Origin of the sequence: Lacticaseibacillus parahuelsenbergensis (assembly GCF_030770265.1) — a bacterium.
GTDB lineage: Bacteria > Bacillota > Bacilli > Lactobacillales > Lactobacillaceae > Lacticaseibacillus > Lacticaseibacillus casei.
The window spans coordinates 140,515-162,377 of the sequence record NZ_CP132482.1 but is presented as its reverse complement, the minus strand read 5'-3'; the positions used below and the strand labels follow the sequence as shown (position 1 = coordinate 162,377).

Annotated in this window: 23 protein-coding genes; 8 read left to right on the top strand and 15 right to left on the bottom strand. The window is 47.8% G+C overall.

What is annotated here, in order from left to right; translation table 11 throughout:
• Window positions 1-630 precede the first annotated feature (630 nt).
• Window positions 631-1,206, top strand: a complete 576-nt coding sequence (locus tag LACPH_RS00750; RefSeq protein ID WP_274784171.1) for a GNAT family N-acetyltransferase — start codon at window positions 631-633, stop codon at window positions 1,204-1,206.
• A gap of 122 nt (window positions 1,207-1,328) precedes the next feature.
• Here LACPH_RS00750 and LACPH_RS00745 read toward each other — a convergent pair whose 3' ends face one another.
• Window positions 1,329-1,625, bottom strand: a complete 297-nt coding sequence (locus LACPH_RS00745; RefSeq protein ID WP_087911329.1) for a hypothetical protein — start codon at window positions 1,623-1,625, stop codon at window positions 1,329-1,331.
• A gap of 192 nt (window positions 1,626-1,817) precedes the next feature.
• Between LACPH_RS00745 and LACPH_RS00740 the strand changes: the two genes are divergently transcribed.
• Window positions 1,818-2,792, top strand: a complete 975-nt coding sequence (locus LACPH_RS00740) for a ring-cleaving dioxygenase (protein WP_274784170.1) — start codon at window positions 1,818-1,820, stop codon at window positions 2,790-2,792.
• A 6-nt stretch (window positions 2,793-2,798) separates the two neighbouring features.
• On the opposite strand, the gene LACPH_RS00735 is transcribed toward LACPH_RS00740, so the two are convergent.
• Both LACPH_RS00735 and LACPH_RS00730 read right to left on the bottom strand, forming a co-directional pair.
• Complete coding sequence (locus tag LACPH_RS00735; RefSeq protein ID WP_274784169.1) at window positions 2,799-3,122, bottom strand: DsrE family protein; 324 nt, start codon at window positions 3,120-3,122, stop codon at window positions 2,799-2,801.
• A 124-nt stretch (window positions 3,123-3,246) separates the two neighbouring features.
• Window positions 3,247-4,704, bottom strand: a complete 1,458-nt coding sequence (locus LACPH_RS00730; RefSeq protein ID WP_049172953.1) for an NCS2 family permease — start codon at window positions 4,702-4,704, stop codon at window positions 3,247-3,249.
• Between the two features lie 196 nt (window positions 4,705-4,900).
• On the opposite strand from LACPH_RS00730, the gene LACPH_RS00725 reads away from it, so the two are divergent.
• Complete coding sequence (locus LACPH_RS00725; RefSeq protein WP_274784168.1) at window positions 4,901-5,251, top strand: YisL family protein; 351 nt, start codon at window positions 4,901-4,903, stop codon at window positions 5,249-5,251.
• Window positions 5,252-5,627: 376 nt separating this feature from the next.
• On the opposite strand, the gene LACPH_RS00720 is transcribed toward LACPH_RS00725, so the two are convergent.
• Window positions 5,628-6,629 (bottom strand): D-2-hydroxyisocaproate dehydrogenase, encoded by a 1,002-nt coding sequence (locus LACPH_RS00720; RefSeq protein ID WP_274784167.1) that lies wholly within the window; start codon window positions 6,627-6,629, stop codon window positions 5,628-5,630.
• Window positions 6,630-6,740: 111 nt separating this feature from the next.
• Window positions 6,741-7,232, bottom strand: coding sequence for a methylated-DNA--[protein]-cysteine S-methyltransferase (locus tag LACPH_RS00715; protein ID WP_274784166.1), 492 nt, complete (start codon window positions 7,230-7,232; stop codon window positions 6,741-6,743).
• 193 nt (window positions 7,233-7,425) lie between these two features.
• Here LACPH_RS00715 and LACPH_RS00710 point away from each other — a divergent pair, with 193 nt between their 5' ends.
• A complete protein-coding gene (locus tag LACPH_RS00710) occupies window positions 7,426-8,511 on the top strand; it encodes a D-alanine--D-alanine ligase family protein (RefSeq protein ID WP_274784165.1) in 1,086 nt (361 codons plus the stop codon).
• 155 nt (window positions 8,512-8,666) lie between these two features.
• Here the strand turns inward: LACPH_RS00710 and LACPH_RS00705 are convergent, their stop codons facing one another.
• Window positions 8,667-8,918, bottom strand: a complete 252-nt coding sequence (locus tag LACPH_RS00705) for an MlaD family protein (protein ID WP_025013727.1) — start codon at window positions 8,916-8,918, stop codon at window positions 8,667-8,669.
• Between the two features lie 160 nt (window positions 8,919-9,078).
• On the opposite strand from LACPH_RS00705, the gene LACPH_RS00700 reads away from it, so the two are divergent.
• The gene (locus LACPH_RS00700; RefSeq protein ID WP_274784164.1) at window positions 9,079-10,146 is read left to right on the top strand and encodes a S66 family peptidase; all 1,068 of its coding nucleotides are present in this window, start codon (window positions 9,079-9,081) and stop codon (window positions 10,144-10,146) included.
• A 109-nt stretch (window positions 10,147-10,255) separates the two neighbouring features.
• On the top strand, window positions 10,256-11,236 hold the full coding sequence (locus tag LACPH_RS00695) for a phosphatase PAP2 family protein (RefSeq protein ID WP_274784163.1): 981 nt from the start codon (window positions 10,256-10,258) through the stop codon (window positions 11,234-11,236).
• A gap of 426 nt (window positions 11,237-11,662) precedes the next feature.
• Here LACPH_RS00695 and LACPH_RS00690 read toward each other — a convergent pair whose 3' ends face one another.
• A complete protein-coding gene (locus tag LACPH_RS00690; RefSeq protein WP_274784162.1) occupies window positions 11,663-12,088 on the bottom strand; it encodes a GNAT family N-acetyltransferase in 426 nt (141 codons plus the stop codon).
• Window positions 12,089-12,389: 301 nt separating this feature from the next.
• Between LACPH_RS00690 and LACPH_RS00685 the strand changes: the two genes are divergently transcribed.
• Both LACPH_RS00685 and LACPH_RS00680 read left to right on the top strand, forming a co-directional pair.
• Window positions 12,390-12,686, top strand: a complete 297-nt coding sequence (locus LACPH_RS00685) for a HigA family addiction module antitoxin (protein ID WP_274784161.1) — start codon at window positions 12,390-12,392, stop codon at window positions 12,684-12,686.
• 199 nt (window positions 12,687-12,885) lie between these two features.
• Window positions 12,886-13,170 (top strand): hypothetical protein, encoded by a 285-nt coding sequence (locus tag LACPH_RS00680; protein ID WP_274784160.1) that lies wholly within the window; start codon window positions 12,886-12,888, stop codon window positions 13,168-13,170.
• A gap of 101 nt (window positions 13,171-13,271) precedes the next feature.
• On the opposite strand, the gene LACPH_RS00675 is transcribed toward LACPH_RS00680, so the two are convergent.
• The 8 genes from LACPH_RS00675 to LACPH_RS00640 form a co-directional block, all read right to left on the bottom strand.
• Window positions 13,272-13,976, bottom strand: coding sequence for a hypothetical protein (locus tag LACPH_RS00675; protein ID WP_274784159.1), 705 nt, complete (start codon window positions 13,974-13,976; stop codon window positions 13,272-13,274).
• 183 nt (window positions 13,977-14,159) lie between these two features.
• Window positions 14,160-16,343, bottom strand: coding sequence for an anaerobic ribonucleoside-triphosphate reductase (gene nrdD, locus LACPH_RS00670; protein WP_274784158.1), 2,184 nt, complete (start codon window positions 16,341-16,343; stop codon window positions 14,160-14,162).
• A 298-nt stretch (window positions 16,344-16,641) separates the two neighbouring features.
• Window positions 16,642-17,403 (bottom strand): ABC transporter permease, encoded by a 762-nt coding sequence (locus LACPH_RS00665; protein ID WP_306387098.1) that lies wholly within the window; start codon window positions 17,401-17,403, stop codon window positions 16,642-16,644.
• Window positions 17,400-18,329: an ABC transporter ATP-binding protein gene (locus LACPH_RS00660; protein ID WP_274784156.1), complete on the bottom strand. Its 930-nt coding sequence runs from the start codon at window positions 18,327-18,329 to the stop codon at window positions 17,400-17,402. The genes LACPH_RS00665 and LACPH_RS00660 overlap by 4 nt, the downstream gene beginning before the upstream one ends.
• Complete coding sequence (locus LACPH_RS00655) at window positions 18,326-18,541, bottom strand: PLDc N-terminal domain-containing protein (RefSeq protein ID WP_274784155.1); 216 nt, start codon at window positions 18,539-18,541, stop codon at window positions 18,326-18,328. The genes LACPH_RS00660 and LACPH_RS00655 overlap by 4 nt, the downstream gene beginning before the upstream one ends.
• Window positions 18,542-18,634: 93 nt before the next feature.
• Window positions 18,635-19,756, bottom strand: coding sequence for a helix-turn-helix transcriptional regulator (locus LACPH_RS00650; RefSeq protein WP_274784154.1), 1,122 nt, complete (start codon window positions 19,754-19,756; stop codon window positions 18,635-18,637).
• 257 nt (window positions 19,757-20,013) lie between these two features.
• Window positions 20,014-21,228, bottom strand: coding sequence for an MFS transporter (locus LACPH_RS00645; protein ID WP_306387097.1), 1,215 nt, complete (start codon window positions 21,226-21,228; stop codon window positions 20,014-20,016).
• Between the two features lie 265 nt (window positions 21,229-21,493).
• Entirely contained in the window at window positions 21,494-21,838 is a 345-nt protein-coding gene (locus LACPH_RS00640; protein WP_010490017.1) for an ArsR/SmtB family transcription factor, read from the bottom strand.
• Window positions 21,839-21,863 lie beyond the last annotated feature (25 nt).

Sequence of the window (21,863 nt, the reverse complement as noted above, 5' to 3'; positions counted from 1 at the left end):
TCATTTTCAGTTTTTATTTATAGGCTTAAAAAATAAAAAAATAACGGCTAATCCCGTTAATTTCCTTGGTATACAAGATTTTAAAAATCAGCTTGAAAACGGCGTCAATTTAATTCGGTTAGTCCGGTCAGCTGCGATCAATTTGTGAAAATGTTCTTTAATGGTTGCTAAAGAACATTTTCACAAATTACTCATAATCGTTAAAAACAAACCGCAAACCATTTCTTTTATAACGGCAGATAGGTGCGGTTCGTAAATCGGGTGGTAATGGTTCATGCCATTTACAATGAGCCCGTGTTGGGAGTGACGGCAAGGTGCCGGGGTGCTCTTTCTCCATAACGCGTTCGCCGGCGCAGGAGTCTGCGTGTAAGGACCTTGGGCGCAATGGTCAAAACCGGGCCATCACGCCTGAGGACACTTTTGATTTGGTTTCTGGATGCGTGTGACTTGTCCTTTCTCCATAACGCGTTCGCCGGCGCAGGAGTCTGCGTGTAAGGACCTTGATCGCAATGGTCAAAGCCCGACCATCACGCCCAAGGCCACTTACACTCCGACTCCTAAGCGCGCCGGCTCACGCTCACCCTCTTTTATGGTAAGCTTACGTCATCACCATGATCATGGAGGAAAGCTATGCAGAGTTTTGAAAAGTACCATCCAATTATGTCGGTTCATTACACGATGGACTGGCTGACGACTTTTAAGATTAAAGACGTTTTTCAGCTGCGAGCTGATCAGCAGATTGCCGCGGAGTCCGGGCGTCAATTTGACCAAGGGATTACGGATACTGCGCGTTACATTAATCGTTCGATGCGGCTGGTGATGAGTAATAATGCCTTGCTTTATGGCATTAAAGACCGGAGCACGAATGATTTTCTTGGCAGCTTCTGCATCTGGAACTTTAGCGAGAAGAAGACTGTTGCCCAGATTCGTTTTGAAACTTTAGCTGCTTATCAAGGGCAAGGCATTATGAGTGAAGTGCTTAAGCGCATGATTGGCTTTGCCTTTTTCGAACTTGGTCTTAAACGGGTTTATGTCATTTTGCCAGCAAGTAATGACCGTGCTGCGAAGTTATTAACCGACAACTTCTTCACGCAGGTTGGCGATTATCGGCATGAACGAACCCTCCCCGATGGCAGTAAGGTGCCGCTGGTTCGTTATGAACTCACGGCCGAAGCGGTGGCGGATAAAGAGGAGTTCCATTTTTAAAGTGGCCTAGCACTGATCAGATCAATCCAGCGACACTCAAAAAGCGATCCCCATGTTGGAGATCGCTTTTTGAGTGGTCTTGTGCTTGGTCAGCTGTTATGCCGCTGATACCTTCACGCCCGTCATGCTATGCCAATTGGGAAGCGGGCGATCATCACCGCCAAGTAGCCTGCCAATGCCGGGATCGCGACAGCCGTGCCGATGAAGCGGCTGAATCCGCGTGATGCTCCTAACAGTCGCAGTCCTTCGACGATTGCGTCCATCAAGAAGAATGCAGCAGCGATGGTCGCAAACAAGGCCCCAGTCAGCACGCCAAAGTTGAAGAGCACGACACTGGCAGCCACGGCAACGACCGTGATCAATATTTCCATTTTCATCAACCGTTTATATTCATCTGGATTATCTAAAAAGTTAAACATGTTCGCCTCGGGCTCCTTTACCTGGATTTACGTTAATGAGGTGAGCATATCATGTCGTTAGGGCCAGATCGCGACCGAGTACAACATTTTGAAAAGAGCTTAATCAACTTAAGGAAAACGCAAGCCCTTGCAATATGTTGGGCAGCATGGTACCTTTCACTTACTAAATATAAGTAAAAGGAAGTGCCCATCATGCATAATCAATTAACCGGTTTACATCATCTAACCGCTATTACGTCAAGCGCACCACGGATTTTTCACTTTATGAGTGGTATTCTAGGTCTCCATCTCATTAAGAAAACCGTTAATCAAGACGATGTGCGCACCTACCACCTGTATTTCACGGATGACATGGGCACCCCGGGAACGGACATCACGTTTTTCGACTTCCCGGGCATCCAAAAAGCCCAGCATGGCAACAACGAAATTGCCCGCACCAGTTTTCGCGTGCCCTCTGATGATGCTCTCAATTATTGGGTCAAACGGTTTGACGAGCAACGTGTGCGCCATGACGCGATCACCGAACTATTCGGTGCCAAAATATTGCCGTTTCACGATTTTGATGGCCAACAATATCAGCTGATTAGCGATGAACATAACCACGGCATCCCGGCAAGTACCCCGTGGCGGCATTCACCCGTGCCGCCGGAGTTTGCGATCGGCGGCCTCGGTCCCGAATACATTACCACCGATCACTATGAGGAACTTATCGGCATCATGACCGATCTACTTGGCTTTGAAAAGATCGCCAAAGACGGCCAATATACTTTACTTGAGCTAAATCACGGCGGTCATGGTGCGCAAGTGATCATTGACTATCAACGTTTGATTCCTGCTGCCTATCAAGGATTTGGCGGTGTTCACCACCTTGCATTTCGGACGGATGATCGCGACAGCTTGCAATACTGGATCAAAAAAATCGGCGGAGCCGGCTTGGATGCTTCCGGCTTCGTCGATCGATTCTACTTTGCGTCTGAATATTTCCGCCCGATTCCTGAGCTGCTTTTTGAAATTGCCACCGATGGCCCAGGCTTCTTGCTTGATGAAACCTACGAACAAGCTGGCGTTCACCTTGAATTACCGCCGTTTTTGGAAGATCAGCGCGCCGCCATCGAGCGCAATCTCGTGCCATTCAACACGGAACCACAACCAGCAGTGAAACCTTAAGTTACTTTATGGCTTAATGTACGCATAACCGGCTGTTTCCGCCTGCGCCAGTTTAACCACACCAACCGGGACGATTGCCACGGTCGCCGGCAACTGCTTTTCATCCAAGTGGCGTTGCGCTAGCGAGTTGTGGCAGGCAAAGAACTTCACCTGCGGATGGGCAGCAATGAAATCGACAACCTCCTGATCAAAATAAACGGTAATGCCATCGCCGTTCGCCAGAACTTCCAGATCAGCATTTGGCTCAGCCGTCAAAAAGTTAGTCAGATTCGAAGCCAGATGGGGCCAGCGCCCAGTTGTATCTAAATGGAAAATTGCTTTAAGAGCCATTCTTAATCACCTCGAGATGAGCATAGCATAGATTCGGCATTTCACCGAGCGTCCAAAATAGTCCACGCTTTGGAACGCGTTCACGCAAAAACCACTGCCGCCTGACAGTGGTTTTTACGTGCTTTTATAATGCTGCGAGAATGACAAAGTTCAGGATGAAGCCGACGGTGACCACCGCCAGAACCGGATGGATTTCCTTGGCTTTACCGGTGATCAGCTTGATCAGGCAGTAGAAGATGAAGCCCGCCGCAATGCCGTATGAAATGTTATAGACAAAGCCCATGACGATCGATGCCATGAACGCCGGAATGGCTTGGGACAGATCTTCCCATTCGATTTCCTTGAAGGTACTCATCATCATAATCCCGACCAGAATCAACGCCGGTGCCAACGCCTGTGTCGGCACAATGGCGATAAACGGCGCGAAAATCGAGCTAATCAGGAACATCCCTGCAACAACGACCGAAGTCAAACCGGTTCGACCACCGGCACCGATACCAGCGGCACTTTCAACATAAGTGGTGACGTTACTGGTTCCGAAGATCGACCCAACGCCCGTCGCAATCGAATCGGCGAACAGTGCCCGATCCATTTTCGATGAAAAGCCTGATCCTTCTTCCAGAGCGTGCTCATCGGCATCAGAGAAAATCCCGGTACGTCGGCCGGTTCCGATGAAGGTGCCCAGCGTGTCAAAAATATCCGAGAAACTAAAAGCAAAAATCGTCATGATGGACAGCACGATTTTATCCGGATTCGTGAACAGCGAACCCATCCCCTTAGCCGAGAAAGCCGCGCCAAAGGTTGTTTGAAGCGATGCAAACGTGCTGCCAAAGGAATTTGCGGCACTGAGATGCAAATCGGTGACGCCCATCGGAATCCCGATAATCGTTGTCAACAGAATCCCGATTAAAATTGCACCAGGCACCTTTTTGACATTCAAGATGACCATGATGACCAACCCGATCAAGGCCAACACGGCACCGGCCTGAGTGAAATTAACCAGTGCCGGCACAATCCCACCGTTTGAAACAACTGATTCAACCCCATGTTTGAGGGTCAACGCACCGGCCTTCAGTGGCTGACCATTAATCGTGTTAATGCTTGATGCTTCGGAGGTGAACTGCAGAAAACCGGCATTTTTGATCCCGATATACGCAACGAAAACCCCGATACCACCACCAATCGCATGTTGAATGGTTTCCGGAATCGCCACAATGATCAATTTCCGAATCTTCGTGACGGTGATCAAAATGTTAATCACACCACAGATGAAGACAAGCGCCAAGGCTTCCTGCCAGCTAAACCCAAGGGCGAAGACAACCGTGTACGTGAAGAAGGCGTTCAGGCCCATGCCCGGTGCCAAAGCATAAGGCACATTGGCGAACAATCCCATAACCAACGTGCCAACCGCACTCGCGATGATCGTCGCGAGGAAAACTGCCTGCGCCGGCATCCCGGTTTGTGACAGTACTTGAGGGTTAACGAATAAAATGTATGACATTGCAAAAAATGTGGTCAGCCCCGCCATGACCTCGGTCATCGGCGTGGTTTTATTTTGCTTCAAATGAAAAAAGTTTTCCATGACACGCTCCCCTAAACTTTGAATATGAAAAGTTTACCGAAGAACACCGCAACTTGCAATAGAAAATACGTTTATTTTTCAAAAAGTCATCGTTAATGTTCGTGTTTTACTGGCAACACCCAAATATCGTCCGTTTTTTCAGAAAAAGCGGTATAGTGTAACTAATACTTTTGCTGATTTAGGGGAGGTTTTCTTTATGTGGCTTTGGCTACATCTTATTTCATGGGCAGTGCTGGCAGTCGCAGCCGGAATCGCCATTTTCAGTCACACGCGGCAGTTTGTCATGTGGACGATGATCGCGCGCGTTTGTTACCTGGTTTCGATCGTAAGCGGCGTCGTGTTGATGCGCTTCGCATTCGACCGCAACCCTTTGCTGACAGTCGTTAAAATTTTGTTGGCTATTGGTTTAATCGGGTTAATCGAAGTTGCCTTTGCGGGTAAAAAGCAACAACACCTTAGTAAGGCCATCTTGTGGAGCGCGCTTGCTGCATTCGCACTGGTGACCATTACTGGCTTTGTGCTGGCACAGTTCCGGCCGTTTGTTTGAAATAAATGCTGGTGGCGTAACCTAAAAATAAGTGACACAGTGTCACAAGCAGATCTATTTGAACCTGACACATTAAAACGCGCTGCTCCCTAATATACAGGAAGCAGCGCGTTTTAATGTGTCATGCTTGAGAGCTAGACTTCTTCTTTTTGTCAAAGTGGTGACCGAATACGTAAGCGATCGATGATGCAACGACAATAGAGCCGATGTTGATGCTCCATGCTAATACGGTATTATTTACCATTTTGGCTAGGCGACCGGTAAGCTCACCGAAAAGATACCCGCCAAATGCGCAAATCCAAATAATCCTTTTTGTCGTCAGCTTAAATCTGATCTTAACCACTCTTTTCGCTTGGCTGGTCTAACCTTCTGATCCTTACTTCGCCGGCGCCGTTACTTCCGTATTCGTCTCACCCTTGGTCAAAAAGTCAACCAGATTCTGCAGTGAGAAGTAAACCATGTTGTGCACCGCGGTTTCCGTGTAGTACGCGATATGTGGGCTGAGGACAACGTTTGGCATGCCGAGCAGTTCATCCCACAACGGATCCTCGAAGCTGCCGTGCTTGGCTAGGTTCAACAGATCTTCGGTTTCATATTCATAAGTATCAATGCCAACACCGGCTAGCTTGCCGGATTTAAGGTTACTGAGCATGGCCTGCGTGTCAATCAGATTTGGCCGGGCCGTGTTGATCACAATGGCGCCGGGTTTCATCAAATCAAACGCCGCTCCATCAATGATATGGGTATTTTGCTCGATACCGGGAACGTGAAGATCGATGATATCACTTTGTTTGAAGAGCTCTTCCAAGCTGACATACTCAAAGTCCGGATGTTCGCCTTTCATCGGGTACGGGTCGTAGGCAATGACTTTGGCGCCAAAACCTTTAAAGAGTTTGATCGCAACCCGGCCAATGTGTCCGGTGCCCATCACGCCGACCGTTTGCTGGCCAAGTTCCTTACCGATAAAGGTGCCGGCCTTTTCATAATCGCCTGCGTGCAGCTGTGCCTGGACCTTGCCCATGTTACGCAACAGGTACAACGTATCGGTCAAGGCAAACTCGGCAATGGCCGCTGGTGAATAGGCCGGAACGTTACTTAACCGGATACCATATTGCTTCATGGCCGCCATATCAACGTTATCGGTGCCGACGTTACGGATCGCCAGAAATTTGATGCCGTATTCATGCATTTTTTCAAAAACACCGGCTGCATAAGGCGTTGTTTGCAGCGAGTTGATCCCGTCAAAGCCTTTTGCCCATTCGACAGTGTTCTCATCCAAGAACTCAGTATGATACTCAAGCGTGTTGCCGGTTTCCTTGGCCCACTGCTTGAAATATTGGATCTCGTCCACCCGCGCACCGTAAGCGATAATCTTCATGTCTCAATATCCCCTTGTTTTTAGTTTGTCTAACCCAGTATACAAGATCCTGATATAAAAATAGAACCTTTCGCATCGCCCTTTAAAAAATTATGGAAATTCCCGCTATGATCAAAAGAGTGGTCGTTCCCCTTGTTCAAGCGCCAGCAGCTTGCGTTTCAACGCTAAGCCGCCACGAAAACCGCCTAGCCCGCCGTCTTTGCGCAAAATCCGATGACAAGGAATCACCATCATAAGCGGGTTCTGGCCAACCGCATGCCCGACTGCCTGAAATGCGCGGTCGTGACCGACTGCTGCTGCGACCTGCGCATAGGTTCTGGTCTGGCCATAAGGAATCGTTAGCAAGTACTGCCAGACATCTTGCTGCAACGCGGTGCCATGAAAGGCTATCGGCACCATCACTGCCTTCGTTTTTCCTGTGAGGTAAGCAGTCAGGGCGGTTTGAAACGGTTCCATCGCCTCGTCATTAAACTCAAACGGCCCGTCTACATAGTGCTCTGCTTCTTGCAAGTCAGCATCAGGCGACCCGACAAAGACAAGTTTCCCCTGATCAGCTACCAGTAAGTAACGATGATGGGACATTGTTAACCACGAATATTGCATGGTGACCTCCTTAGACTGCGCTCGTTAACATTGCTGCAGTTTTTTGCTCAAATTTAAGGCGATTCGAATTTTAGTAATCCCTTTCATTTCGGTTAATTTTACCGCAAATCCAAGCGCCGTTCTCGCCGGTTAGACCGGATTGTGCTAAACTGTAGTTTCTATCAAACTCGGATAATACGTGGAGGTACTATCAATGAAAATTGTCGTTTTAGCAGGCGGCCGGAGCACGGAACGCAATGTGTCGATTTCAAGCGGCTACCGGATCACAAACGCCTTGCGACAAAAAGGGCAACAGGCCACCTTTATTGACCTGTTTCTTGGCTACGACCTCGAAGGAAAGACGGTCGACCAGGTGTTTGACGACGCCAACACCAGTAAGGATCTGAAGATTTCGGATGCCATCCTGACTGACGCTGACATCAATAAGTTACGGACCGATGGCAGCACGCAGCTGTTTGGGCCGAATGTTTTGGCGATCTGCAAAGCCGCAGACATTGTCTTTTTGGCCTTGCACGGCGGGGACGGTGAGAACGGGAAGGTTCAGGCAACGCTGGATCTGAACAATGTCAAATATACCGGCTCCGGTCCGCTGGCTTCAGGGATGACCATGAACAAGGTCTTCAGTAAGGAGATCATGTTGTACCACGGGATCCAGACCGCTGCGTTTAAGGAATTCAAACGGAATCAGCTTGGCGAACATAAGGTGCCGTTTGATTTTCCGGTCGTCGTCAAGCCAACGTCTGGCGGTTCCAGTGTCGGCACGCACATCGCCCACAACCAGGAAGAACTGGAAAATGGCATTGCTGACGTTTTCCGCTTCGATAATAGTGCGATTGTTGAAGAATTCACGCCAGGCCGCGAATTCTCATTGGGCGTTGTCAACGGGCACGCTTTCTCGGCCATCGAGATTAAAGTCCATTCTGGCTGGTATGACTTCAAGCACAAGTTCCAAGCCGGATACACCGACTTCATCACCCCGCCAAAAGATTTAGATGAAGACGTCCATCAGGCGATGAAAGATGTGTCGCTGCAAACCATGGATGTTTTAGGCCTACAAAACTATGGCCGCATCGATTTCTTTGCCAACGATAAAGGCGTATGGGTCATCGAAGCCAACAACCTGCCTGGCATGACGCCGCTATCGCTTTTGCCACAAGAAGCCGAAGCAGACGGTGTTGAATATGGCGATCTTGTCATGGACATTATTAATGGCAAGTTGAAACTGTATGCAGACGGGATGACTGAAGCCGGCATTATGACGGCCGCGTCAGCCGACTAGCTCATCTACATTGAAAAATCGGTCTTAACCACAAAAACTCGCCTGACGAGTCCTTGTGGGTTAAGACCGATTTTTTTGCGTTGCACTTATTTAAATGAATGCGGATGCTTATTCACATTCATCAAATAGTTGCGCCGCCCGCCAATCTGCTGGCGTTATGACTTGCGTGGTGATTGCGGAAACTCAATGGTGTCACCTGGTTTAACCGGAATCGTGATCACTAATCCGGTACACGGCTTATCGTTAACATGGTGCGGATGATTGGCTTTCTCAATCGCGCGCACTCTGCCAACCCTTTTGCCATTAAGCCGAATCGGATCACCTGGTCGAATCCGTTCAATCGGCGGTGCAATCGTGATCACCGTGCCCCTTGCCCCAACCGTTGCGGCAGTTTGAATGGTATACATGATTTATCCCCTCGTTCACGCATTCACTAGCTACCCTTCGATCTTACCAGCATACCGGGTGGAAACACAACTTTAACGAATCGCGAAAATCAATCCTGCTTGCATGTGCCTGACCTATCATGAATAATGGACTCAATCATTGCCAAAGGAGGCATGTTAAATGATTAAACCACCGAAGTTGCATCAACATGATCAAGTTGCCATTGTCAGTCTGAGCGCGGGGACACTAGGGGAGGCCTTTGCCGAGCACCAACGGGAACTGGGAACCAAACGCCTTGAAGCAATGGGGCTGGTCCCGCGTTTTATGCCCAACGCTTTACGCGGACAGGCGTATTTAAAAGCCCATCCCGAAGCACGGGCCGCGGATTTAAAAACGGCCATGACCGATCCAGATATCAAAGGCATTATTTGTGCGATCGGCGGCGATGATACTTATCGAATCGTGCCGTATCTACTTGATGACCCGGAATTTATTGAAGCGGTCAAAAATCACCCGAAAATTTTCACGGGATTTTCTGACACGACCATCGATCATCTCATGTTCTACCAGCTGGGGATGACCACCTTTTATGGGCCAAACTTCCTGAACGATCTGGCCGAACTGGATAAGCAGTTATTGCCTTACACGGCAGCCAGTTTTCACCATTTCTTTGAAAACCCGGCGACCACGGCGATCACATCCAGTCCGACATGGTATGAAGAGCGAACCGATTTTTCCGCTGATCAGCTAGGGGTGCCGCGCAAGGCCCATCCGGAGCAGCACGGCTACTTAACCTTACGCGGTCATGGCCGTGTCACCGGTACCTTGCTCGGCGGGTGCCTCGATAGCCTTCACGATTTGCTATATCCTATCCGCTATTCCGATGAGCCGCAAGTTGCCGAGAAGTATCACCTTTTCCCGCAATCCTGGGCAGACAAAATCCTCTTCATTGAAACCTCTGAGGAAAAAATCGATCCAGCGATGTATCGCCAATTCCTGCAACATCTCGATGATCACGGCGTCCTGCAACAAGTACGCGCCATTTTGGTTGGCAAGCCACAAAATGAAACTTATTTTACCGAGTACCAACAAGTGCTTTTGGACGTAACGGCTTCTTATCAAACGCCGATTCTATACAACCTCAACTTCGGTCACGCTTACCCACGCACCATTTTACCGTACGGCTTACAGGCAACCGTTGACTTTGACCAGCGGCAATTAACGATTAACGAACCCTACTTTGCCTGAGCCTCTGTAAATTTCGTATCGGTGACTTAAATGTTGCGTACAGGTCGCGTAAATCCGCCCATTTTCTGCAAACTCTGTGCTATTTTCAAAGTACAAGGGAGGTATAAAAATGGACCAAACGCAAAAGTTAAACGCTCCGATCCGTCAACATATTTTTCTGATTGTTGCTGGTATTTTACTTTTATTGTTAGCTACAGCGGCCGGTTTTGACTGGCAGATTTCACAAACCATTGGCGATATGAACGATCCGTTCGCCACACTCTTTCAAGATGTCGGTCTGTGGACAGCACCGCTGATTATTATGATCAGTTGCAATATTGTTTGTCACTATGCGCTGCGCTCTTCGCAACTTGCGTGGTACGTTCGCACGCTGATGGTTATTGGTAGTGTTATTTACGCCGGTTGGGAATTATGGGCCGGTTATCTGAAATATGCGATGACGATGGTAATCACATCGCTCAACGACATCAACGCAGGCAAGCCGATGGGAATGGCCAATTCCGATGGCAGCAAGCTTGCCTTGCCTGGTGCGACCAGTCTCATTCTGTTCATTGTGCTTTACGTTGCGGTTTTTGCCGGCAGTCAATATTGGCTCTCGCACAAAAGCGACGAACAGCTGCGTCACTTATTGAAGGTCGCACTTGTGGCCACCTTAGTCTGCATCATGTCCGATCAGATTGTAAACGCGATGAAAACCTTCTGGGGCCGCTTCCGTCCGTACGAATTAAATGGCAACCCGGCGCACTTCACCAGTTGGTTCCATCCAAACGGGGCAAACGGCCACATGAGTTTCCCATCTGGTCATACGCAAACCGCCGCAACGATCCTCACCATGACTTGGTTCGTAGACCGCGACAAGCCTAAGCGCCAACGTCTGGTTTTCTGGCTCACCTTTGCTTACGGCGCCATCATGGCCTACACCCGCGTCCGGATTCTTGCCCACTTTACCGGCGACGTCACCATGAGTCTGATCCTCACTTGGTCACTGATCTTAATCCTGGGTGCCGTGGCACACCTGCCGCTGGTTAATTGGGAAGCATTAACGGCACGCGCTAAGTCCAAAAAGTTAGACACTGAGCCGGCGTCCTGAAACTTGGGGTATCAGCGACGTCTTGCTCAGTTGAATCGTTTGTTTGGCCGCAGCCGGTAGTGTTGGTTGCGGTTTTTGTTTTGGGGTGGTGGTTGATGGAGACGGGGCATTAAGGAGCGTTTCTATTTAGGGCAATTGCGGGGTTGTCTTTTGCTTTCTATAACGCGCTCACCGGCGCAAAAGCCTGCGTGTAAGGACCTTGGGCGCAATGGCAAAGACCGCCATCACGCCCAAGGCCACTTACACTCCGGCTTCTGAACGCGCCGGTTCGCGCTCACAAAAAAATGGCGAGTCGCTTCGACCTTCTGAACGCTGACGCGCCGATCGTTACGAACTCACCTTGGTTTGGCACCGTGTTGGAGTATAGCACGGTTTTGGTTGTAAAAACAAGAGGTGCTGCGGACCGATACGCTATTCATCCTAGTTCTACTCAGTAATCCGCAAATCCTTTTTTAAAAACATTTCCGTTACTTGAGCGGATGGATACTCCAATCGACCAAATTCAGTATAATGATTAGCCTTATAAAATTCAGGCCCTTGGAAATCAAATGTTTCCAAATGGACAATCTCACACCCAAAGGTTCGCAAATCTTCTTCAACTTTTTTTAGAAGCTGCGTTCCTATGGATTTGTGACGATACTTTTCATTTACCCACAAGGTGTCAATGTAACCAATCTTATACAAGGAAGCGTAACCTATGATGCCTCCGATTACATCCTGTCCCTCCATCGCTGTATAACTAAAAACCACCGCAGGCCTTTCTTGGGTTAACGGACGCTTTTTTTCGTTATACGCTTCCAATCTGTCCTCAATATAAGTCTCTTGCTCATCTGTTGATTTTAGAATTTTCATACCCTGTCTCCTTTATAAGTGGAATTTTACAAATATTTTGAATCTACAGTTTGTCGTCACTAACTGTGAATAAGGTCCAGTCCCCTTGTACTTTGCCATCTAAAACAGATCTTATTCGGTTAGCTTTTACGTTATCAAGTAATTCTACCAGAATCCCTATGTTTTCGGAATCTAAACTGTCGATCAATAATCGGAGTGTTTCTTATTGCTTTAATTTCTCCACTACGCTTATAATCATCTGAGACAGCAGAAGCTTCATCTTTTATCATTTTATTAGGATATTTATCAAAAAGGGGGTACCATGGAAAAAATCCCAACACCAAAAATTAGCGAGATTTTAAAGCAAGAGTTCATGCTCCCATTCAATTTATCTGCGTACTCGCTAGCCAAGTCCCTTGGCATCCCGACTTCGCGCATTGAAGATATCCTACATGATTGCCAGCAGATTACAGCTGACACCTCAATTCGTTTGGGGCGTTTCTTCGGGGTATCGGACAGGCATTTTCTCAACCTTCAAAACGATATTGAGTTCAGGAATGCTGAAGCGGAACACGGAAATGAGTACAATGCCATTCGTAGGTATCAAATCCGCGATTAAAGGTTTGATGCCCAACTTTTCAGCAACGTCTTTACTCGAGGCACCGCGGCCTTCAGGCAATCCTTAGCTGTCATCTGATTCTGTCAAATCGCAAATTGTTGACAGTTGATTAAAAGCGTTTTTACAATAGCGGTGTCTTTAAAAGAAAAGAACTTCGAAAGTCACGTCATGGTCATTAGAAAAGTAGATGGTGGCAATCATGGTATCAAAGAACGAAGTAGTTCAAGCAATGGAACGTCTCAATAATGCGTTGACAGAATCTCATTCCAATTCCGAAACGGCCAAATATGTTCTTCAAGCCTTGAAAGACATAAAGAAAAGTGAGGGCGTCTCTTTTTACGCTACCCTCCAAGCATTTTTCAACATGGCGCCAAGTATTAAATTATCTGACGGTTTCGTGTTTAGCGAAACAGAGAAGACGCTGTGGGACAAGATCTTTTCTTTCAAACAACTTGGCAATAACCTCTGGGGCGCGAGCCTTTAAGCGGACTCTTGTCATACAGCTGATCGGCTCACAAGATTGTGACATCTATAATCTTGTGAGTCGTTTTTGTATTGTTTAAACCAGCATTTCCCGGGTGCCAATCAAGACCCCCGGTACACTTTCTCAGTCGTCCAATCGCCATCCATACTCTCAAGCGTGACCACAATCTGCTTGACCGGATGATAGATGCGCTTGGCCTGCCCCTTTGGAATCACTAAAGCGGCGGTGAATGTTTTAGTTGGATTGACAAAGCCCAGTCGCGTGTAATTCCGGTCTTTTAACCAAAAACGATAACCGATTAAAGCAGCGTGATCACCCGTGCGCGTTGTCCCTGTGTAGCGATAAATCATACCCTGCCATTTAAAATAAACGCTGTTGGCATTCCGCCCCAAATAAGTCACAGGGGCGGTGACTTGCCGGTGTGCATACATGGGCAATGTTTTAAAAGCCGGATACTCATTTAGTCCTTGGAACGCTTCAATGGCGCTATCAGGAACTGGCACAAGTCGGAAAAAAGAGGCTTTTTTGACTCGTATTTGGGGCGTAATCTGCTTGGCCCACTGATTGAACTGGACATTCGCGGCGCTGGTTGTCCGAACCCAGCTGTACCTGGCCAACCCAAGACAGATGAAAATAAACGGTACAATAACTGCCCATTTCCATTTCAACCGATTCGGGACATAAACGCCAATGATTACAATAATATTCACAATGAGCAAAATGACAACGATAGCGAAAAATAGCCAACCATTGTTCCATTGCTCGGCTGACTGCCACTGACTGGCGGTAAATGCATTGGCAACCATGCTGCACCCCCCGAATCGTTTGTCTTCTTCAAAACAGCGCTTCAATCTAACAATTAATTGCTTTGCATTTTACACGCAGTCAAATAAAATAAAAAGTCGCAGGTCTCATTTCAGCCAACACAAAACGGCGATCGCAGGAAACTTCTCGCGATCGCCGTTTTACTATGCTGTTACTATTTCATCTTACTTGTCACGCCGGTTAGCCACCTGATTCAGGCTGAACGTGATATGTTTCTTTCGGTGGATAATTTCTTCCTGACGACCGTGAACCATCGGCCGCTTGTTTGGATTGCCGAGGTAGCCGCAGAGGCGCTTGACCACATCGCAGGTTGCCGGGTCGTGGTTGCCGCATTCCGGGCATTCATAACCTTTCGCTGTCGCCGTGAATTCACCCTTGAAGCCACACTTGAAGCATTGATCAATCGGCGTGTTCGTGCCGAGATAACCAATCTTATCGTAGGCATAGTCCCAAACTGCCTCAAGTGCTTTCGGATTCTGTTTCAGGTTCGGATACTCACAGTAGTGGATGAAGCCACCGGCACTATACTGCGGATAATCCTTTTCAAAATCGAGTTTCTCAAACGGGGTCGGTGATTTGCGGACATCATAATGGAAGCTGTTGGTGTAATATTCCTTGTCCGTAATGTCTTTGACGATCCCGAATTTCTTGGTATCGTCGCGGCAGAAGGTATCGGTGAGCGACTCACTCGGTGTGCCGTAAACCGAAAAATGATAGCCGTACTGCTTTTCCCAGGCTTTGCAATGATCGTCCAACGCCTTGACGATTGAAACGGAAAACGCCTTGGCTTCGGGATTCTTTTCCCATGCTGAACCATAGAAAACCGTGCCGACTTCGTATAAGCCGATGTAACCAAGCGATACCGTGGCGCGGCCGTTTTTGAATAGGTCATCGACGCTGTCTGTGTCAGCCAAACGCTTGCCAAATGCGCCGTACTTGTAAAGAATCGGGGCACTTTCCGGCGTCGCTTGTTTGGTGCGCTCAATCTTATACAACAGACCTTCCTTGCAGATGCGCATCCGTTCTTCAAAAATCTTCCAGAACTTATCCTTGTCGCCTTTGGACTCCATGGCAATCCTTGGCAGATTAATCGTGATCACCCCAAGGTTCATCCGGCCGGCGTTGACTTCCTTGCCGGTCTTAGGATCGGTCCAGCCTTGCAAGAAGCTGCGGCAACCCATGGGCGCTTTGAATGAACCGGTCAGCCGCTTGATGGTATCGTATGACACCACATCTGGGTACATCCGCTTGGTGGCACATTCGATGGCCAGCTGCTTGATGTCATAGTTGGGATCTTCCGGGTTGAGGTTCAGTCCGCGCTTCAACGTGAAGACCAGCTTCGGAAAAATCGCAGTACGGCGCTCTTTACCCAGACCAAGAATCCGAATTTTCAGAATATCCTTTTGAATTTCCCGTTCGATCCAGCTGGTGCCCAATCCAAAGCCAACAGTGACAAAAGGCGTCTGTCCTTGCGTCGAATAAAGGGTGTTGACCTGATATTCCAACGTTTGCAAGGCATCATAAATATCCTTCTTGGTCTGCTTCACAGCCAACGCTTTCAATTGGGCCGGATCATCAATCACATCGCCGAATTCCTTTAGATGTTTCTGATAATTTTTCTCGGCAAACGGGGCCAGCACCTGATCCGTCCGATCACTGGAGCAGCCGCCATATTGGCTGGAAGCCACATTCGCGATAATCTGGGTCATCTGGGTCACAGCCACCTGAATCGAGTGGGCCGGCTCCACTTCGGCGTTACCGATGCAAAAGCCATGATTCAACATGTAGTCAAAATCAATTAAGCAGCAGTTGGTTTCTGCCATAAACGGGGTGTAATCAAGGTCATGCCAATGAATATCGCCACGCAAATGGGCATTGGCCACAGCTGGCGGCAACATTTTCAGCCCGACCGCCTTAGCCACAGCACCGGCAGTGAGATCGCGCTGGGTCGAGAACACGCGGCTATCCTTATTGGCATTCTCGTTCACCACGCTCTTGTCGCGATTGACAAGCTTCGCCACATTGTAATTGACATCTTGCTTCTGCTTACGCGCCAAATCCCGCTTCAGCCGATATTGCGTATACGCCTCGGCCCAGTCATACTTCTCGGCTGCAATCAGCGTCTGCTCAACCACCGTCTGAACCTCGGCGATTTCAACATCATCATGATAGCGATCGCGAATTTTAGCCGTCACCGTATCCGTCAAGTGATCAATCGTCAGCACATCACTGGGTGACAGCTCTGCCACGCTCTCCGCCGCCTTTGTAATCGCGGTGCTGATCTTGCTCGCATCAAAATCAACGATGCGCCCGTCTCGTTTCTTGATTTGTGTATAAAATTCAATCATGGCTAATCCCCCAGTACACTGACTTGTTCCACTTGCATCAATATATATAGTATACAGGATTTTTCTTCAAAAGAAAGCACTAAACTACTAAATTTGGTAGGTAATGACATAATACTATACATGATATAGTGGTTTTGCATCATTTGATTGTTAACGATTGATTTTTAAAATAACGTCTCATCCGCCTTAGAACATAACAAACTTGCATAGTTGCGGGGTTAACGTGTCAGCAAAAAAGCGACCGTTCCGCAAGACGATCGATCGTTACGTCCGTCCTGCCAATCAGCCGCGTCACTTTTTAAAGTTTCTTCTGGTCCAATACTTTGATTGCCGCCCAGAACAATCCGAGCGCAATGACAACTGCCATCACCATTACCGGCCACAATTTAGTCAAAGCATCCGCGTTCACCAGAATTTTCATATTATCGCTTATGAGGCTGATCGGATTAAAATGCTGCCATTCCTTGACCATCTGCGCCAGATACAACAACGCCACGATGACGACCGTAAAAAGCAACCCGCCATAGTTATTCGATGCGAGCGTTGAGCCAAACACAAGCAGACTCAAGAAGAAGATGCCAAAAATTGCCAATGGCACGAACGCTAACACCACATGCGGGCTGTGAATATCAGGAAAATAATAAGCCGTGTATGCCCAAGTGACCAAAAACGCACTACCAACGCACCAGAGCCACAGCAGCAACCCCACGAATGCCTTGCCGATGATCACTGACCAGCGCGGCAAGCCTTTGGTGACAAGGTTGATTAAGGTACCTTGTTGAATTTCCTGACTCACACAGCCGCCAAGCATGAGCGCAAAGACGTAAATGCCGATTTGGGTCATATTTTTATAGTATTGCGTCCACGAATCTAATGAAGTCGGCGTCGGCATGGCAATCTTCACACCGCCGAGGCCGCCTTTTAATAGCGCTGGCAACAATTTTGCCATCAGCGGGCTTAAAATGCCGAAAATTAAAAATACGACGGTCGAAATCAGGAAGCGATGGGTGCGCCAACTTTCAAGCAATTCCTTTTTGGTAAAAATCGCTGCGGCTGTCATTGAACCACCTCCATGAAAATCTGTTCAAGATTGGCTTCCTGTTGGCTGAAAGTCAGCGGGATCAACCGCGCTGCTAGCAGTGTGGTTAAAATCTGGTCAGCAGCAGCGGCATAGGCACCTGTGTAAGCAACGGTCACTTCACTGGCACTTTGCGTCACCTGCTGCACATGGTCACGATGTTGTTGCGGCGCTAGTATGACTGCCGCCTCTAGTGCTTGTGCCGAAGTCTCAAAAGTCAGCTGCACTCGGGGCTTTGCATACTGCTGTTTCAAGTCAGCCAGCGAGGCACTAACTTGCAATCGGCCACGATGCAGAATCCCGACATGATCGCAAATGCGTTCCACATCACTCAATATATGCGTCGAAAACAAGATGGTGGTCTGTCCACGCAAACTCGCCAGCAACTCTAAAAAATCGGTTCGCCCTTGGGGATCAAGAGCACTAGTCGGTTCGTCACAGATCAACAGCTTGGGCATCGTTAACAGCGCCTGCGCTATCCCAAGCCGCTGCCGCATCCCGCGAGAAAAGCCGCCAATGCGCTGCGAAGCTTTTGCCAACCCAACTCGCTTCAGCATCGTGGTGACCCGTGAGGCCAACGCTGTCCCCCGCAAACCCGTCAATTGCCCACACATTCGTAAATATTCCGTGGCGGTCATGTATCCGTAAAATGCAGGCACATCCGGCAAGTAGCCCGTCTGGCGATTCGTGGCAGTTTGACCAAAATGTACCCGTTCCCCGGCAACGTCAATTTCGCCACCATCCGCTCGATCCAAACCCAGAATCAGTTTCATAGTGGTGGTCTTCCCGGCACCATTTTCCCCGACAAAGCCATAAATCGATCCGGTCGGCACCGTTAAATTAAGGTCTTGAAGCACCTGTTTGTTGCCAAAATGCTTGCTGACGTGTTGCAATGTCAAAATGCTCACTGCTGATCCTCCCGTCCAAAGACAAAATACGCAATGGGGCCGATGATTTGGATGAAGATAACAATCACCAGCCAAAACACACGGTTGCCTATGCGATAGTGCGGATGGCGCAATACCTGAATTACCGCAGCAATCATTAACCCAAACTCTAAAATGATCAATGGCACCAAAAACGGCCAGTATGTCGTGAAAACTTCCCAATTAGCATTCATGTTGTTCAACTCCTCCAAAAATTCGTGATGGTCGTTAGTTTTAGCCTTCACTCTTTTTGCATTCCCAAAACTTACTCAGACTCAGCCAGCTGCCTATTTCCGCGCTTTGATCTGTTCCAATTCTTTTAGCAATGGCTCAATCTTCGGCTGCTTCCGCAAAGGTTTCAGCACCGGGTTATTCAAAACGACATCGATCAAAGCCTGCTTTGCCTGACCCGATACGCGTGGTGTCTGCGGGCCCAGATCCAATTGATTCAGCCACGGATCGATCGCATCAAAGTATTGATCGCCGTGCAGTTGCCACGTCATTTTTGTTGTCGCCATCGCCCGCACAAACAGCCGCAATGTTGTCGTGACCGCTTTGATTTGGTGGTGCTGGGCAAAGCCATTTAACGCTACCAATTGAAAGTTGGTCCAAACTGCTGGATTCAGGGTCACAAGCTCAAAGGCTTCGGCAATCGCCTGTCCCCGCTGATAGGTAGCTTTTAGTCGCTCAGGATCCTTCCCTAGCAACGTCATGTAGTTCGTTAATTGACTCATGATAATGCTCAGATCCTGCATCAGCCCACTTTGGCTGGTAGCAATCGCCCGCTGCAGATCGCCTTTTTGCTGAAACGCCCCGGCAATTAAACTGTCAGCCGGTAACTGTTCTGGCACATACTCGCCTAACAACGCCAACACGTCATCCGGTCGGTTAAGTATCAGCAGGCTATAGCCTTCCAGCTCAACCGCTTTGGCCGTCAGTGATAAATCACCGCCACTTTGCCGTACCCGAACGAACAGTTGCAGTGCCTCGGTCACGTAGGTCTTCTTTTTGTCTTCCAGCGAGTCGCCGGGTAAAAGATCATAATGATTCAGTAACAGCAACCCCATCTGTAGCAAAAATGGATAACACGCATAATACCGGCGAATCAAATTCCGAATCGACGTCAATACCGTTTCCGCGGGCTGGGTCTCAAACGCACGCTTCATCGACGTATAAAGTCGCCGAATTTCCGCCGCACTCAGCTGCGCATTGTAGGCCATCAATTTATCAATGCTGACATCAAAATAGGCTGCTAAAATCGGCAGCAACGTAATATCGGGATAACTTTGCCCGGTCTCCCACTTTGAAACCGACGCTTTCGAGACACCAACAAAATCTGCCAAAGCCTGTTGCGTAATGCCCTTCTGTTTACGATAAGTGCTGATCACAGTACCCACATTGATTTCCATTCGGCTTCCTCTTTTCTGTTTCTATCCTCATTGTAAGGGCGCACATCACCGATGTATATCGAGACTCTGTAAACTTAGACGTATTAAAATCAACTATTAGGATACTTTGGGGAAACAAAATAGCCCCAGACAAACGACCTTCGTTTGAAGTCATTTGTCTGGGGCCAGTTACGCAACACCCAAGCCTAAGCTATTTAAACAAGCATCATGACACAGTTGCTGCACTGAATACACTTCACTTATCAACGTCAATTCTTTTAATCTCGTTTTCCCTTACTTGTCCTAAAAATCAAAACATAAGAAGTTGCGATCATGACTACCGTGAAGGCCGAAAATACCGTCAACATTAATACCGTACCCCATTGTTGGATAACAATACCAATAAGAGGATTGACGATCATGGTTACCAAGCTAACGGCAAAAGAAAGTCCTGATATCAAGGTAGCTCGTGCTGAATCCTTAACCCATAAATTCAGCATCTCCATAACAATCGGATCCAAAATGTCGACGGTGACATACAATAAACAGGCACCAATTAAGAAAATGTAGGCATTAGGTTGAGCTTGAAGGATCATCCCCATACTAAGCAAACCAATGATGATCAGCGATAGCGTCCGATAGCTTACTTTTGTGAGTCGGAAAGCCTGGGTTGCGACAAATCCCCCGATAAAACTGAAAATCATAAAAATCGTCCCGTTTGCAGAAGAAGCAAATCCGAGATCTGAAACATAAGACGGCAGCAAGGAAAAAATGGCATTCACCATCGCAACGACGAGTGTTGTAAATGCGACAAGAAAAAGAACATTCGCCGACTTTCTCACCTCATTAAAGACTAACAGGATATCCTTAACCTTTTCATACTGTGAAGATGTGGGAACCGATTCAACGGTAGACTTTTCTTCCTTCATCGATACGATAATCCCACCGGCGCCCAGCAGCATAAAAGCCTGAAAAAAATAGGGCAACATCTCATTCAACGAATATAAATAACCACCAATAAAGGTTGCGATACCGGTCACAATGGCACTAATCAGCTGAATTCTGCCACGAATTTTTGCATAGATTTTTCCCAAACCATCACGCCGGAGTGCTTCAAAAAACAAAGCATCATCAGCGCCACTAAGAAGCGCATTGCCTACACCTTCCAAAATAAACGCAAACACGATAACGGCAAATCCCAGAGAATGATTCGTCAGATTCACGCTGGTCATGAGTAATGGCGAGAGAATCAGCAAAAACAATCCAATCACAATAACCCATTTCTTCTTGAAAAGGTCACTTAAAACGCCACTCGGGATTTCGAATGCAAATTGAGAGAATAAAAATAGTGATTGCAAAGCAGCAAACTGCACCAAACTGAATTTCAAAAAATGAACCAGAAAGATGACGTTGACAATTCTCGTAAATCTCAGCTGTGTGAACAGGGTGTACAGGTAGTATTTTTGTATGCTCTGCGACGGTTGACGATTCATCCCACACTCCTGTTAAGCGCTTCTTAAATTCTACAAATATACAGACCTTATCCGGGTTTCTCACAAGAATTTTGGCCTGCACACTTGCAGTAGACGCTCACGTTAATTTAATGACATTATCATTAAATAAATAAAGTGTAAAGAACTTTTAATTTCTCTCAACGAGTTCCGAGTATAAAAAAGCCCAAGTAAGCTCGTCACAATCGAGTCTGCTTGGTCATTCCTTTTCAGCAATAATATACGCCGATTTTCCGGCATGACAATTCTACTGCCCATGCTGCTTCTCTTCTATATGCGCCTTAGTCAGCTCATAAATCTCCAAAACATGGTCATCGACCAGGTGGTAATAAATCTGCTTGCCCGAGCGGTCTCCCACAACGAGGCGCGTCTGTTTCAAAATTCGCAGCTGGTGCGACACGGTGGATTGGCCAAGATCTAACATGGCCGCAAGCTCGTTGACAGTGATGGGTCCCTTGGCAATGGCCAAAATAATCCGCATCCGGGTAGGGTCACTCATGGTTTTAAAGACTTCGAGGATATCACGTAAGCCCTCATCGTCGGGAATGTCACTGTCGCTGGCGGCAGTTGTATGAACATCATTGGTTGTCATCTGCATGGCTCCTTACGATACTTAA